12 protein-coding genes are annotated in these 13,684 nt (G+C 36.6%); 6 read left to right on the top strand and 6 right to left on the bottom strand.

The window, feature by feature from the left end:
- Positions 1–1,110 (bottom strand): DUF2891 domain-containing protein, encoded by a 1,110-nt coding sequence (locus tag ACKWCD_RS02295; RefSeq protein ID WP_413982306.1) that lies wholly within the window; start codon positions 1,108–1,110, stop codon positions 1–3.
- A gap of 274 nt (positions 1,111–1,384) precedes the next feature.
- Here ACKWCD_RS02295 and ACKWCD_RS02290 point away from each other — a divergent pair, with 274 nt between their 5' ends.
- The 6 genes from ACKWCD_RS02290 (at position 1,385) to ACKWCD_RS02265 (ending at position 6,241) form a co-directional block, all read left to right on the top strand.
- A complete protein-coding gene (locus ACKWCD_RS02290) occupies positions 1,385–1,828 on the top strand; it encodes a hypothetical protein (protein WP_413982305.1) in 444 nt (147 codons plus the stop codon).
- 15 nt (positions 1,829–1,843) lie between these two features.
- Positions 1,844–2,407, top strand: coding sequence for a hypothetical protein (locus ACKWCD_RS02285; RefSeq protein WP_413982304.1), 564 nt, complete (start codon positions 1,844–1,846; stop codon positions 2,405–2,407).
- A gap of 124 nt (positions 2,408–2,531) precedes the next feature.
- Positions 2,532–2,939 carry a hypothetical protein gene (locus ACKWCD_RS02280; RefSeq protein WP_413982303.1) on the top strand — a complete coding sequence of 136 codons (408 nt, stop codon included), beginning with the start codon at positions 2,532–2,534 and terminating at the stop codon, positions 2,937–2,939.
- 84 nt (positions 2,940–3,023) lie between these two features.
- The gene (locus tag ACKWCD_RS02275) at positions 3,024–4,136 is read left to right on the top strand and encodes a pyridoxal phosphate-dependent aminotransferase (protein ID WP_413982302.1); all 1,113 of its coding nucleotides are present in this window, start codon (positions 3,024–3,026) and stop codon (positions 4,134–4,136) included.
- 109 nt (positions 4,137–4,245) lie between these two features.
- Positions 4,246–5,070 (top strand): hypothetical protein, encoded by an 825-nt coding sequence (locus tag ACKWCD_RS02270; protein WP_413982301.1) that lies wholly within the window; start codon positions 4,246–4,248, stop codon positions 5,068–5,070.
- A gap of 511 nt (positions 5,071–5,581) precedes the next feature.
- Positions 5,582–6,241 carry a class I SAM-dependent methyltransferase gene (locus ACKWCD_RS02265; protein WP_413982300.1) on the top strand — a complete coding sequence of 220 codons (660 nt, stop codon included), beginning with the start codon at positions 5,582–5,584 and terminating at the stop codon, positions 6,239–6,241.
- A gap of 19 nt (positions 6,242–6,260) precedes the next feature.
- Here the strand turns inward: ACKWCD_RS02265 and ACKWCD_RS02260 are convergent, their stop codons facing one another.
- From ACKWCD_RS02260 to ACKWCD_RS02240, 5 genes are all read right to left on the bottom strand, one after another.
- On the bottom strand, positions 6,261–7,706 hold the full coding sequence (locus ACKWCD_RS02260) for a TIR domain-containing protein (RefSeq protein ID WP_413982299.1): 1,446 nt from the start codon (positions 7,704–7,706) through the stop codon (positions 6,261–6,263).
- Between the two features lie 66 nt (positions 7,707–7,772).
- Positions 7,773–9,308 (bottom strand): YifB family Mg chelatase-like AAA ATPase, encoded by a 1,536-nt coding sequence (locus ACKWCD_RS02255; protein ID WP_413982298.1) that lies wholly within the window; start codon positions 9,306–9,308, stop codon positions 7,773–7,775.
- Positions 9,309–9,379: 71 nt separating this feature from the next.
- Positions 9,380–11,125 (bottom strand): hypothetical protein, encoded by a 1,746-nt coding sequence (locus ACKWCD_RS02250; protein WP_413982297.1) that lies wholly within the window; start codon positions 11,123–11,125, stop codon positions 9,380–9,382.
- 25 nt (positions 11,126–11,150) lie between these two features.
- Positions 11,151–12,410 carry a DUF4249 domain-containing protein gene (locus ACKWCD_RS02245; RefSeq protein WP_413982296.1) on the bottom strand — a complete coding sequence of 420 codons (1,260 nt, stop codon included), beginning with the start codon at positions 12,408–12,410 and terminating at the stop codon, positions 11,151–11,153.
- Between the two features lie 6 nt (positions 12,411–12,416).
- Complete coding sequence (locus ACKWCD_RS02240) at positions 12,417–13,682, bottom strand: DUF4249 domain-containing protein (RefSeq protein WP_413982295.1); 1,266 nt, start codon at positions 13,680–13,682, stop codon at positions 12,417–12,419.
- Between the last annotated feature and the right edge of the window lie 2 nt (positions 13,683–13,684).

Raw genomic sequence — 13,684 nt, 5'->3', positions numbered from 1 at the left:
CTATTCGGCTTTATTTAAGGCGTAAATGGCAAAAGACCCTAACCAATGTGTTCCTCCGTAATTATCATCAACAATATTTGGCAAAGAATATTCAATATGCTCTTTTGCTATCTTTTTAATATGTTCATATTCAGGCAAGGCCTCCGCAATTCCGTACAAACACCAAGCTCTACTAAAGTTGAGTCCGTCTAAATGGACTAGTTTACCATCGGTGCGATCAAGAATCTTTCCGGGAGCCAATTTGAATTCCTGATTTTTCAATTGCGGTAAAAAAGTATCGAACCAAACTTTGAATTCAGAGGTAGAATAAACTCTACTAACTAGGTATGCTTCTTCTAAACAAGGCGATAAAAAATCAAATCCACTCGGTTCCCATTCCAATGGACAACCGTCCATTGCATTATCTTTTGCATAAAAACGCTTCACTGTTCTTTCAATCTCGTGTTTCAAAGTCGTAACATTCAAGGTTTCTGCATAATCTAGTGCGAATGAAAGTCCGAATGCCGTATTAGAATGCTCTCCAACACGAATTGGGTAATTCAGTTTTGGAAGGAAATCCAAATAAGACTGCACCATTAAATCGGTTAAAGGTTGTAATTTTTTTTCTAAATCTCTTGCCAAAGGATCCTCCCAAGTATGTAACTCTTCAGCCAATTTAAGAATCCATGCCCAGCCATACGTTCGTTCATAAGAAGCATTACCCGGAATCTTGAAATAAGCCACTTCGACCAAAATATTTTCTTCTGAAAGCGAAGCAGCTAATTTTTCGCGTATACTAGCAGCTTGGTTAAGACTAGGAAATTGCTTTAGCAAAGAAACCAACGACCAATGACCATGTACTGCCGAATGCCAATCATAACATCCGTAAAAAGCTGGATGCAGTTCTTTTGGTTCCCCGATAAAAGTAGCGTCCTTTAAAGACTGGTTTAATTTATTCGGATATTCTATAGAAACACATTCCAAAGGAAGTTTTGCCAATCGATTTGCTTCAGCAAAAGTTAATTTAGGAGCAATATGATCTTCAACGGATACCGTTTCAGGTTTTACTTCATTTTTACAACCTGTAAATAAGGTAATATGAATTACGAAAAGAATAATTGAATTACGCATATCCAAAAGGGACTTATTTTAAGAGTTCGTTTGGTAAATATAATGAACTGAAATTGAGTTTTGGTTTTAACTTATGTTTTAGCAAATCGTAGTAAAGTTTCCGTTTACATCTCAATAAACCATTTAGAGTTTTTCTTTGAATTTTTAACAAATTTTGTGTAGTTCATCTAAAAAATTGCAGTTCGTCTAAAAGTGCTATACCATACATCGGAATTGTATAATAATTCAAAAATGGCATGGTTATAACAATCCCAAATCAAAATTAACCTACTTAATGACCTGTTTAGAATGTAATACAGAACTCGGTTATGTCGACCACAAAAATTCGATGGATTCCCTCGGAATTGAACTATGCCACCAGCATAGAAATCGAATGGAAAAGTTGATTGACCAAAACGGCACCCCCATTGAAGCCATACAGTTATACTACGGTTTGAAGGAGGTAGGCGTAAGCGCAATGCTGGAATGGTGGGATGGCAAAAAGTCAATAGATATAGCCATTTCAAGAGTGAAACTAAATATAATAGTGGATTGTGAGTATCATATGATGACGCATGAACAAGCCATTAATGATTTAGAAGAAGCAATGCATTCTTTTAAAAATGGATTTACAACCATTCGTATTCCCCATGTTTTAATTAAGCATTATTTAAAGGAAACTGTACATAATATATTAGGTATTATGGAAGGGCTTCGTGCCAACATTAAGGTCATTTAACCAAAATTTATTGTTATGTTCCCAAATAAGAAAATTTTGAAACTACCCTTACGAATTTCATTAGTCGTTTTATTATTAGGCTTTTTAGCTAAGATGTTTGAAATGCCTTTCGCTTCAAAAATGCTTTTAGTGGCCTTTGCAAGTTTAGGTATTCTATATACGATACGATTCTTTAATAAAAAGGAGAAAGAGTTCATAGATTTTAATAAACTAGCACTTGTTTCTTTTTGGTCTTTATATGGAGTTTTTACAATTTTGAATTTTCCCTATACCCTATTTTTCCTAATCATGACCGCAATTGCCTTTGTACTTTGGTTTGTTATGGAAGGAACTGCATATTTCTTAGACGAAGATCGTCGTGCAAAAAATAGCCTGTATCATATTTTATGGAACTTCGCATTAGTACTAGGAACTTTAGGAGTAATTGCTGGAAGCCTACTTAAAATCTTGCATTGGGATTACTCAATTCACCTTTTATCCCTTGGTATAACAATGATTGCTGCTTATGTTCTTAAAGATGTTTTCGTACCAGAAACTCCGAAGGAAGACGAACATAATCACGAAGAATTTCAGCTGTAATCCTTTTTCTATTTTTAGTTTTCGTTATAGCCCATAAAATTATCGCCCAAAGCTGACTTTTCAATTTGCAACGTACAACACACAGCAATATCTTTGTTTAAGATTCTAAACGCATAGAGTTGCTATGAAATTTACAAGATTAATCTTCTTAGTTTTTACACTTATTTTTTCTTCTCTGGGATATGCCCAAGAAGCAACACAAATGCAACGCGTAATTACTGCTCATGATGAAGCAATGGATAAGATGCCGCATTTGGTTAAACTGGTAAACAAACTCAATCCCTTGGTTGACTCCACCCAAGTTGGAAAAAGAAACCAAGAAGCTATCGACGACCTGAAAACAAGCAACAAATCTATGATGAATTGGATGCAAGGTTTTGGTGAACGTTTTACTGCTGATGAAATGATGAAAGGGAAAACTCTTTCAGACAAAAAGAAGGTATGGCTTAATGAGGAAGAAATAAAAATAAAAGCGCTTCACGATCAAATCAACTCTAGCATTAAAAAAGCGGAGGAACTTTTAAAGCAATAAATTCATATTCTCCTTTTCGCCAGAATTTACCCTGACCATTTAAACGCTTTTATTCGTATCTTATGAAAAGAAAATGAGATACTTATGAAAACAATAGATCGCCGTAAATGGTTGAGAACAGTAGGCCTATCAGGAGGTTTTGCCATGCTCGGTGGCTTAGAGGCTTTGGCATTTGAAACGCCAGAAATTCTAGACCTTAAAAACAAACCCATTCGTTTAAGTGCCAATGAAAATCCGTACGGTCCTTCTGAACGTGTTCGCAAGGCAATTACGAATAACTTTAATATGGCTTGTAGGTATCCATCTCTGGCCTTAGCAGAACTTGTACAGATGATAGCCGAGAAAGAAGGTGTTTCCAAAGACCATATTGTCGTTACTGGTGGTTCTGGCGAAGGTTTATGCGCAGCGGGGCTTATATATGGAATGGCGGGTGGTGAAATCATTGCTGCCGACCCAACTTTCCAACAAATATTGAGATATGCCGAAGTACATGGTTCCTTTGTACACCGCGTACCGGTAGATAAAGACATGAATCATGATTTGGACGCTATGGAGAAACGAATTACTAGTAAAACTAGTTTGGTTTACATCTGCAATCCAAATAATCCAACCGGGACTATCATAGAGAAAAACAAATTACGAGATTTTTGTAATTCGGTAAGCAGGAGAACTGTTGTATTCAGCGATGAAGCATATTATGATTTCATTACTGAACCTGACTACCCATCTATGGTTGAATTGGTTAAAGAAGGAAACAATGTGATCGTTTCCAAAACTTTTTCAAAGGTATATGGAATGGCGGGACTAAGAATCGGGTATTTAGTTACACGTCCAGACATTGCTACTCGCTTAAAAAGCAGTGTAATGGCTAGGACAAATATGTTGGCTATTGCTGCCGCCAAAGAAGCTTTACAAGATGATGAGTTTTATAAATTTAGCATATTGAAAGCTGCTGAAGGAAAAAAGCTTATATACAGAACTTTGGATGATCTTGGATTAGAATATGTAAAATCACATACCAATTTTGTGTTTTTTAAGTCAGGAAGACATATTGATGGTTTGATAGCCGATATGAAAAAAGAAAATGTTTCAATTGGTAGACCTTTTCCACCTTTTTATGAATGGGCTCGTATTAGTACCGGAAAAATTGAAGAGGTTGAACAATTCGGGAAAGCACTTAAAAGAGTAATGAGTTAGACCTTTACACTTACAAGCACAGAAAACCTCATCACAATATGAGGTTTTTTTTTTCGTTAGGTATTTGAGTCCCATGCTGGACGTATTATCCTCCAGTAACATCTTAATAATGAAATATTTAGTCCTTTTTCTTTTACCAATCTGCCTTTTTATATCCAATCAACTGCATGCTGCAAGTAATGATAATACACCATTATGCACCAAAGAATTGGAACAGTCTTTTTTGAAAACGGCAATTAAAATTAGCCACCCGAACAGCAAAACAGTCTGGATGTCACCAGGAATAGCCAAACTAGAGTGGTCTACGGAGAATATTCCAGCAAACAAAACCATTCAATTCTATTTGTCTAAAGACGATATGGTGGTACAAGAGTTAGGTATTTTCACAAACACGAGTTTTATAGATAAAATAAAGCTCGACCCCGGTATGGAGGGCGATAATTATCGTGTCTTCGGTATCGAGTTATTCCCTGAAGACAAATACAGTATTGCAAAATTTGCCACTTCAATGTTCACCATTAAGAAAGTGCCAAGAGTCAAATCCGTTATTACAGAGACAACTCCAGAAAAACCGGTTATCAGAGAAACCTTTGATGGAAGAAATATTAACTATGTAAATGAACTGAATGTAAACGGGGAGAACATTCGTATTCACCTTTGGGATCATGGTAGAAAAGATGGTGATGTTGTTTCTATTTACTTAAACGGCGAAGCTGTTGTTTCTAAATATTTACTAGAATACACGAAACGGGTTTTTGAAGTAAAATTAGATGCTTCAAAACCCAATGACCTTTTTCTCTACGCCCACAACCTCGGGCAATACCCACCTAATACGGTCTCTATTGAAATTACAGATGGAGAAGTTTCTGAAAATATTATCCTTAATTCCGATTTGAAAAGCTGCGAGGCGGTCTTGATTAACGTCAATAAGTAGGATAGACCTTTTCTTCTCCCGCCATTAATAACAAAATAAACCCATCAACCAACAAACATTTGGACTTTTCACAGCATAACACTCCCTTTTCCGTAGGTTAAAATGCTATTTTTCAAAGATATACAGTAATTTCTCTTTTCCCTTTCAAAGAACAAAAAATACCACTAATCGGGTATTTTACCGCAAATCGAGTATTCAGTTCGTTGCACGAATGAGATCACTCCTATCTCCTACCATCCCGTTTTATATTCAAACCTTATGGTATGGATAAAAAAACTACAATTAATGATTATTTGGTTTATGGGTATTGCGCCTTTTGCTTTTTATGGTCATTGTATGTCCTCTTTATTGCGGATTTATAATTAGGCAAAATACCGTTATGGTTTAATGTTATCTAAATGGGTTAAGAAATACTATGCCTTCTTAACCCATTTTTTAGTACTCAAATTTAGGGTGAATATTTTTTTTTGTACTTTGCACTTCCTCACGTCTTTGTTTACTATAAATCCATATGAAAACAGACGCTAAAAATTTAAATTTACTCCCCTTAAAGGATTTAATTAAAACTGGTGATGTTGATCACGCCGACTGGAATTACCGTCCATTTCTTGGTACAATTTCATGTTCTCGGTTTCGATTGATTAAAAAGCTCCTTGTTGAAAAACATGGCGAACGCTTGCTTGAGATTGGCTACGGAAGCGGAGTTTTTCTTCCAGAGCTATCTAAACACGCGGATGAAATCTGTGGCGTAGATATTCACGATAAGCCTTCAGAAGTGGCAGAAAAACTACTTGAATTTGATATCAAAGCGAATCTTATTTCAAGTGGTGCCGAAAAAATGGAATGGGAAGATAATTCCTTTGATTTTGTGGTAGCTGTTAGTGCGTTGGAATTCGTTTCTGATCTTGATGCTGTTTGTTCAGAGGTTAAAAGAATTTTAAAACCTTCAGGTAGCTTTATGGTGGTGACCCCTGGCCAATCACCAATTCTAGATTTTGGACTTAAGGTTTTGACAGGCAAGAGCGCCAAAAAAGATTTTGCTGACCGGCGGGAGATCATTTTACCTACTTTACATAGACATTTCAAGGTAAAACAAGAATTGACTTACCCTAAAACTGGGGCTTCTCTCATAAAATTATATACGGCGTTGGAATTGATTCCGAATACTTAATAGAACTACGTATTACGGACTATCTGCTAAAATCGCGTACTGCCCGTACAAGAAATCTACGAGTCTCTACATTTTTATTATAGTGATATGAGGTATTCCCATCTCTAAACCTTAACAAACGCGCTTGATATTCATCATAATCTGTAGCACTCCAATATAATCCATTAGAAAATTCAGCACTGTTATCAGCACCTTGTCCCACCGTCTGATAAAGCATTACCAATTCATTGAAAGTTGGTAAGCGCCAGCCTTCTCCTAATTGTTCATGTATTTTTATCGCCTTTTGCCATGGCATGGGACCAGCATCACCTATTTGCACAATCTTACCACTTTTACCCGATGAATCAATCGAAAAAACAATACCTCCTTCATAGCTTTCGCCAATGGCTGGTTTAGCAAATGATTCTTCCTTTTTAAAGGGTTTAATTTTAGTCTCTTCGATCTGTACTGAATCCTTTATTTCAGATGGCTTAATCTCTGGAGAAGCTGTTTCAGTATTTTCTGAACTCTTTTCTGGCCCTAGAAGGGTCTTTATACCAACGAAAGCAAGAATTGCCCCCAAAGCCAATAGCAGCAGTCTTTTTTTACTACCTATACTTTTTTTCTTCTCCTTTTCTTGAGATGCTTTCCATTTCTTGTTTTCTTCCTCTGCAATTCTTTTGGCTTCTGCTTCTTCCCATCGCTTATTTTCTTCAGCCCCTTTTTTATCGATTTCCGCTTGTTGGGTCCTTTTCTTTTCTTCAGTTATTCTTTTTTCTTCCGCTGCCGCTTCAATTCTTTTAGTTTCTTCCTCTTTTCGTCTAGCCTCAATTTCTTCCTTCGCTCTTCGCTCCTCCTCCGCTTTTCTTTTAGATTCTATCTCTTCTTGCAGCTTCAATGCCTCTTGTTTTTTGGCTTCCTCTTCATTAAAATCTAAGGTAATCTGATCATCAGCTTTAATATTGGTTACGCCTTCTTCTTCATCAGCTTCAAGCTCCACAGGACTATCATCGACTTTAAATGAGCTGATTACTTCTTTTACGCTGGTAACAATATTAGCATATGCTTGCTCTTGCGGATTCCAATCACCTATTGGTTTTTCACCTTCTGGCAAAACGTTTAATTCTTTAAAGCTAAAGGTATAATCATCAGCTTCAAAGGCAATATTCCACTGGCATTTTTCAACAAGTATTGGAATTACAACGGATTTATCTTCCTTATACCGATCAATAATCCACTTAAATTCTATCTGCTGAACAAATTGAGAGTGCATTAAAGCGTCACTCACGAAAAGAAGAAATATATCCGTTTGATTTAAACGAGCCTCAATTTGAGGCTTCCATTGCTGCCCCTGAAGAATGGGGTTGTCATTCCATAGGGAAACATTAAAATCAGCATCAAAAGGCTCCAAACCACTTAAAAGGCGGAGCATAGTATCTTTATCTTCCGCCGTATAAACTGCAAAAATATTTAGGTTCTCGCCCATTACCTTCACAAATTAATAAATATCGAGAAAATAGGAGCATGTTTTGTGATGAAGATTGATCGCTAATTACCCCAACCAACCTTCACGATCCAAACTGCGATATTGAATGGCCTCACCAATATGATTGCCGTTCACTTCTGAAGCATTCTCTAAATCAGCAATAGTCCGAGCTACTTTTAAAATACGATCATAAGCACGTGCAGAAAGGTTCAAACGCTCCATGGCATTTTTTAATAATGCTTTGGAAGGGGCATCTAACTGGCAGTACTCTCGAATCTGTTTGGTATTCATTTGGGCGTTGTAGTGTACATTTTCTAATGTTGCAAAACGTCTCGTCTGCACTTCTCGCGCTTTTGTAACTCGTTTTCGAATTTCAACACTCCCCTCTCCTTTCCGGTCTTCACTTAGTTTTTCAAAAGGAACGGGGGTCACTTCAATATGGATATCGATACGATCTAAGAGAGGCCCTGAGATTTTACCCAAATAGCGTTGCATCTCGGCAGGAGAAGAAGTTACTGGTGCATCTGGGTCATTAAAATACCCACCAGGGCTAGGATTCATACTGGCCACCAACATAAAACTACTGGGATATGTCACTGTAAAGCGCGCCCGTGAAATAGTTACTTCACGATCTTCCAACGGTTGTCGTAGTACTTCCAAAACGCCCCTTTTAAATTCTGGCAACTCATCTAAAAAGAGCACACCGTTATGAGAAAGTGAAATTTCGCCAGGTTGCGGATAAGAGCCACCTCCAACCAACGCCACATCTGAAATTGTATGATGTGGACTTCGAAATGGACGCTGGCTCATCAGTCCTGTATTTTTTACCCTCCCAACTACACTGTGAATCTTTGTAGTTTCAAGAGCTTCATGCAAAGTCATTGGAGGCAGAATAGATGGCAATCGCTTGGCCAGCATGGTCTTTCCCGCACCTGGTGGGCCAATAAGAATCACATTATGTCCGCCAGCCGCAGCGATCTCCATACAGCGTTTTATACTTTCTTGTCCTTTTACATCTGAAAAGTCAAATTCTGGAAAGTCTAAGCTTTTATAAAATTCTGCTCGGGTATCTATTATAGTTTCTTCCAAAGGAGTTCCCTTATCAAAGAATTCTATGACCTCACTAATATTCTTAACCCCATAAACTTTTAAATCGCCAACGATGGCTGCTTCTTTGGCATTTTGATTGGGCAAAATAAAACCTTCGAAGCCTTCCTCTTGAGCTTTTATAGCTATAGGCAAAGCACCTTTGATGGGCTGTAAACTTCCATCTAATGAAAGCTCACCCATAATCACATATTTCTCTAAATTTTCAGATTTGATTTGTCCTGAAGCTGTAAGTATTCCTAAAGCCAAAGTCATGTCATATGCAGAACCTTCTTTGCGTAAATCCGCAGGAGCTAGGTTAAGAGTTATCTTCTTACCAGGAATTTTATAACCATTATTCAATAAAGCAGCTGCGATTCGATAATTACTCTCTTTAATAGCATTATCAGGAAGGCCAACAAGATGGTATCCTACCCCTTTATCTACATTAACTTCGCAGGTTATTGTTTGAGCCTCAACGCCAAAGACAGCGCTGCCATAAACTTTTGAAAGCATACTAATGTTCTATGCTTTAAATGTAAGCAAATATTTCAATTATTGAAGTAAAGGATTACAAATAATCGACACTACTTTACCGTAAAGGACTGACTAGCAAAAACTGGTCTACCATAAATCGAAAAACCTTCTAAAACCACTTCGTATTCGCCAGCTACTTCAGAGGTGAAAAATGATTGTCCCCATTCCTTTCCCTCAAACAGAACTGTTGGTTGCCATAGCAATTGATCTCTAAAATCAGGAATTTTACTACCTACTCCTTCTATATAATTTTGACGAAAATAATTTTTTATTGGGCGTGGACTTTCCAATTCGTACTTCATAATATTAGTATCTTGAATTTGGTCAAAGTAGTTGCCTTCGTTCGTTACAATATTGATCATTCCGAAATAATATTTTCCACCTATTCGGTACTTTTCTCTTACTGTATTTATAGTCTTCACTGTTCTGGTATCAAATTCTAAAACCTCTTCAGGTCGGGCAATAAAAACACCATCTATATATACTAAGGCATCATATTCTGACTCCTCATAGGTTTCATCAAAAGAACGTGCTTTGAAAACTCTTTCGCCAGCTTTATTTTTTGTTGTCCAAACATTTGGTACAAGCTCTACTATTGTTTCGTCTAAAGTTTTGAACCGTGTAAATTCTTCAAGATTTATTGTTTCAACAAAAGCTCCTCCATAGGGGTCATTCAATAGGTCTAAACGAACGGTATCAGGCTTTACCTCGTAATAGCCATTCTCTATTTGATTATAAACACTACGTTTCACAATCGCCTCTTCCATTTCAGGTGAAAGGAAGTACTTTTTAAACTTAACCGAAGAATAGTCTATTGGATCATTCTCTTCAATTGTAATACTGAATTCTCCTTTGGGTTGATCGAGTACTTGAAACAAGGCATACGGTTCTGTGTAGTCTTTGTCAATATTCACATAAAAAACGCCCGAACTGTCGGTGCCTACAACTTTAAGTTGAAAGTCTTCACCCGGAATAGAAACACCAATCTTCTTTGGAGTACTTATTGCTGATGTATTTTTAGCTACGACCTGCCCTTTTATCAGCTCTCCATCTAACTCAGGAGCAAACCTAATCTTTTCATAAAAAGCTCCTAAACTCGCTCCTTGTTTTTGATGCCATTGTATATAGGACTCTGGGGTATGCTTATTGGCACTCTTTAAAGTTTCTTTTTTTCTAACGGAAACAGTGTAGTTGCCATAACCTGATGCCCCTCTAAAATTCTGAATTCCGATTTTTACTTTGGATTTCTTTGCGTAATTTTCCTTATCAGTAGAAAGAACAAAACGCTTGTCTTCAGTAGCTATAAGGTCAATCATTTCAGTATTGGCAGTCTCTTTATCAACTAAATTAGGCAATAATACATCTTGATTACTTCTATAGGGATTTATGATACTTATATCTTCTTGAAAAAACAAGTCGACGCTTCCGTTCCTCATCCAATTGGTATAGCCCATGAGTTTATAATTTCCGGATGGAACAGTGGTAGGAACAAAGAAATCACCTTGTCCTTGACTCTTTTCTAGGCGAATTTTGTGTTTAAAAATAACTTCTTTATCCTCATTTATCAATTCAACATAGCCAATAGTGCTAGTATTGCTGGGTTGCTTGGTTTTATCATCTATACAATACATTTTATAAAAAATGTATTCCCCGGTAAAAAGTAAGGATGAATTTACACTTACAAATACCTTTTCACGAGGTACATCTTTAAATTGATCAAGAACATTATTTTGCTTTTGACCATAACTCATTGCTACAAAAGCAAAAGCCATAACCGTTAAAAATCTAATATTCATTTTCATCTTTTCTAAATTAATTAATTTATTCGATCCAAAAATCCGGAACTATATTACTACCCAATGCGGTACAATCACCACATTCACGCTCAACAACAACATATTCTCCCGGACAAGTTAGACCTACAGTACCATCATTGACAGAAACGTAGGTAATACTATTTCTTGCCATACGTTCAATCAAAGATTCAGGACAGGTATTTCCTGATGCTGGTCCATTATAACAATACGAAATATGTTCGAGAGGAGTTGAAAAGGGCACACAGTTTTTGATATAAAGTGGAAATGGTGCCTCAGGATAAAAATCACGAAAACCGAAGAATATACGTTTTTCCGAAACCGAAGCTACTTCAAAATACCCTAACACCTTTTTGTCACTGTCATTCTCAGCTGAGATATTTCCTTCTAGAAAGCCAGGTTGAATTTCAGAAAAAACACTAGTAGAAGATGAGAAGTTCTCCAAGCTTTGATAATACGAAAATGCATCGGTTGACTGCACATACTGTTTTACTAAAATACTATACCGATGGGTTAAAATAAAATCAGAAGCAGGAATAAAGCGAACAGGAAAACGTTCAATTTTAGAATCAGAGAGACCCGCTGAACTGGTCTGAATAATATCATTAGAACTTATCGTATTGTAACAGGTTTGCTCTTCTTGATCTCTTCGAACAATTTCCAAATCATATAGAATCGCAGTCGAACTAAAATCAGGATTACATGGCTCGTAATTGGTCAATTGGAAGTCAAGGGGAGTCCAGTTTGGTGCTATTATTTTATACGTTTCCTCATACTCATAACGATAATATTGTGAATCTCCAGAACTATCAAAACTATCGGTGTAAACAAAAATTCCATCTTCACCCTCGTCATTGGTTTCTCGATTTGCAAACACCTCTTGAATTTCTGATTCTGATTCAAAACTTTCAGGATCAGATCTGTAAACCGTTCCATCATTCGTTTCTACTACTAAGCTATATTTAATTCCTTTTTGAGCTGCAAAAGGATCTGAAAGATAAATGCCCTCCTCGGTTTCTTGAAATACGATCTCGTTTTGTGAATCATCAATTATGATAACCCGCGCATTTCGCTCAGGAGTTGAAGTTAAATCTTCAAACCGTAAGGCCCTAGATAGTTTTACCTTATGTTGTTTCATTTCATTAGTCAATGAAGCCTCAATTACCAATGCGTCTTCAAAGGTTTCTGTTTCTGTTTGAAACTCGAAAGGTTCAATACAGGACCCTAGAACGCAAAAAACAAATGTCAATATTAAAAATTTATACATATTAAATTAATCTATCCAAAAATCTGGTTTTATATTACTGCCTAAAACCGTGCAATCACCACAAATTCTCTGAGTCACTATATAAGGACCAGGACAAGCAGCAACAATATTGGCAGTTCCATCATTTGTATCCCAATATTCGATAATCTCCCAACGTATTTGCACTGGTAAGGGTTCTGGGCACCCTAATTGTCTTATCAAGGGCGGACTTAACAATCTATCACAATTAAACCCAAAAAAATAAGGTGGCAAGTCTTCACCTTCAAAAAAATCGATATAATCAAAAAAGATTCGATCTTCTGACACACTTGCCACATCAAAGTACCCAATAATTGGCTCCCCTTCCATAGAAGATTTCAGATTACCCTCTAAAAAACCAGGTTGAATCTCACTAAAAACACTCTCGCTGTTTGAAAAACTCTTAAGTCGCTCATAATATTGATAGGATTCTTGAGATTGTAAAAACTGCTTTACTAAAATACTATATCGATGTGATAAAATAGCATTATCGCGATCAATAAAACGTACCAGATTTCTTTGAATTTTTGGTGATTCAAGGTTTAGCGTATTTGCCAAAAGTATGTCACTGGAATTCGCAGAGCCATAGCAAGTTTTTTCTTCCTGAGCTCTAGGTACAAGTTCAATTATGGGTATTTCACCAATGTCACTGTTTCCCTCATAAATCACATGAAACTCTCGTGGCGTCCATCTCGGTGCTATAATCTTATAAGTCTCCTCATATACATATCTGAAATAGTTTGTACTTCCATTGGCATCTTCCCCATCTAAATAAACAGCCATACCTTCTGTACCCTCATCATTTATAGTTCGTTCAGCATATAGGTCATTAATCTGAGACTTTCCTGGTACACTTTGAAAATCAGATTCGACAATTTCGTTTGATGTTGTTGTAATTTGAAGCTTATATGCAACTCCTGGTTGAGAAGCAAAAGCTAAGTCTGATAGATAGGTACCTGAATCAGATTCCGTAAAATCATATTCGTTACCCATGTTATCAATAATGCTAACCTTTGCATTTTCTTCGTATTTAGTAAGATCTCTAATTGGTATTGTCGATATATTTGGATTATAGTCAACAGGAAGAAGATTAACCTCTCCAAGATTTGAAGCTCTTTTCAAAAATACCTGTTGTGTTTCCATTTTATCAGTAATTGTAGCTTCTACAACCAAAACATTTTCAGCGTTGCGCGTTTCGAAATCGAAAGGTTCAATGCATCCCGTAACAGTAACCAAAAGCGTTATGTTTAGCATAA

Origin of the sequence: Maribacter taeanensis, from assembly GCF_047345145.1 — a bacterium.
Taxonomy (GTDB): domain Bacteria; phylum Bacteroidota; class Bacteroidia; order Flavobacteriales; family Flavobacteriaceae; genus Maribacter_C.
Note: the sequence above shows the minus strand (reverse complement) of the source record. Positions and strands in the feature narration are given on the sequence as shown.

Bases quoted from the DNA above. Each gene is read 5' to 3' on its own strand.
- ACKWCD_RS02255 (WP_413982298.1), bottom strand. From the start codon at position 9,308: ATGCTTTCAAAAGTTTATGGCAGCGCTGTCTTTGGCGTTGAGGCTCAA.
- ACKWCD_RS02265 (WP_413982300.1), top strand. From the start codon at position 5,582: ATGAAAACAGACGCTAAAAATTTAAATTTACTCCCCTTAAAGGATTTA.
- ACKWCD_RS02250 (WP_413982297.1), bottom strand. From the start codon at position 11,125: ATGAATATTAGATTTTTAACGGTTATGGCTTTTGCTTTTGTAGCAATG.
- ACKWCD_RS02240 (WP_413982295.1), bottom strand. From the start codon at position 13,682: ATGCTAAACATAACGCTTTTGGTTACTGTTACGGGATGCATTGAACCT.
- ACKWCD_RS02260 (WP_413982299.1), bottom strand. From the start codon at position 7,706: ATGGGCGAGAACCTAAATATTTTTGCAGTTTATACGGCGGAAGATAAA.
- ACKWCD_RS02245 (WP_413982296.1), bottom strand. From the start codon at position 12,410: ATGTATAAATTTTTAATATTGACATTTGTTTTTTGCGTTCTAGGGTCC.
- ACKWCD_RS02280 (WP_413982303.1), top strand. From the start codon at position 2,532: ATGAAATTTACAAGATTAATCTTCTTAGTTTTTACACTTATTTTTTCT.
- ACKWCD_RS02270 (WP_413982301.1), top strand. From the start codon at position 4,246: ATGAAATATTTAGTCCTTTTTCTTTTACCAATCTGCCTTTTTATATCC.
- ACKWCD_RS02295 (WP_413982306.1), bottom strand. From the start codon at position 1,110: ATGCGTAATTCAATTATTCTTTTCGTAATTCATATTACCTTATTTACA.
- ACKWCD_RS02285 (WP_413982304.1), top strand. From the start codon at position 1,844: ATGTTCCCAAATAAGAAAATTTTGAAACTACCCTTACGAATTTCATTA.
- ACKWCD_RS02275 (WP_413982302.1), top strand. From the start codon at position 3,024: ATGAAAACAATAGATCGCCGTAAATGGTTGAGAACAGTAGGCCTATCA.
- ACKWCD_RS02290 (WP_413982305.1), top strand. From the start codon at position 1,385: ATGACCTGTTTAGAATGTAATACAGAACTCGGTTATGTCGACCACAAA.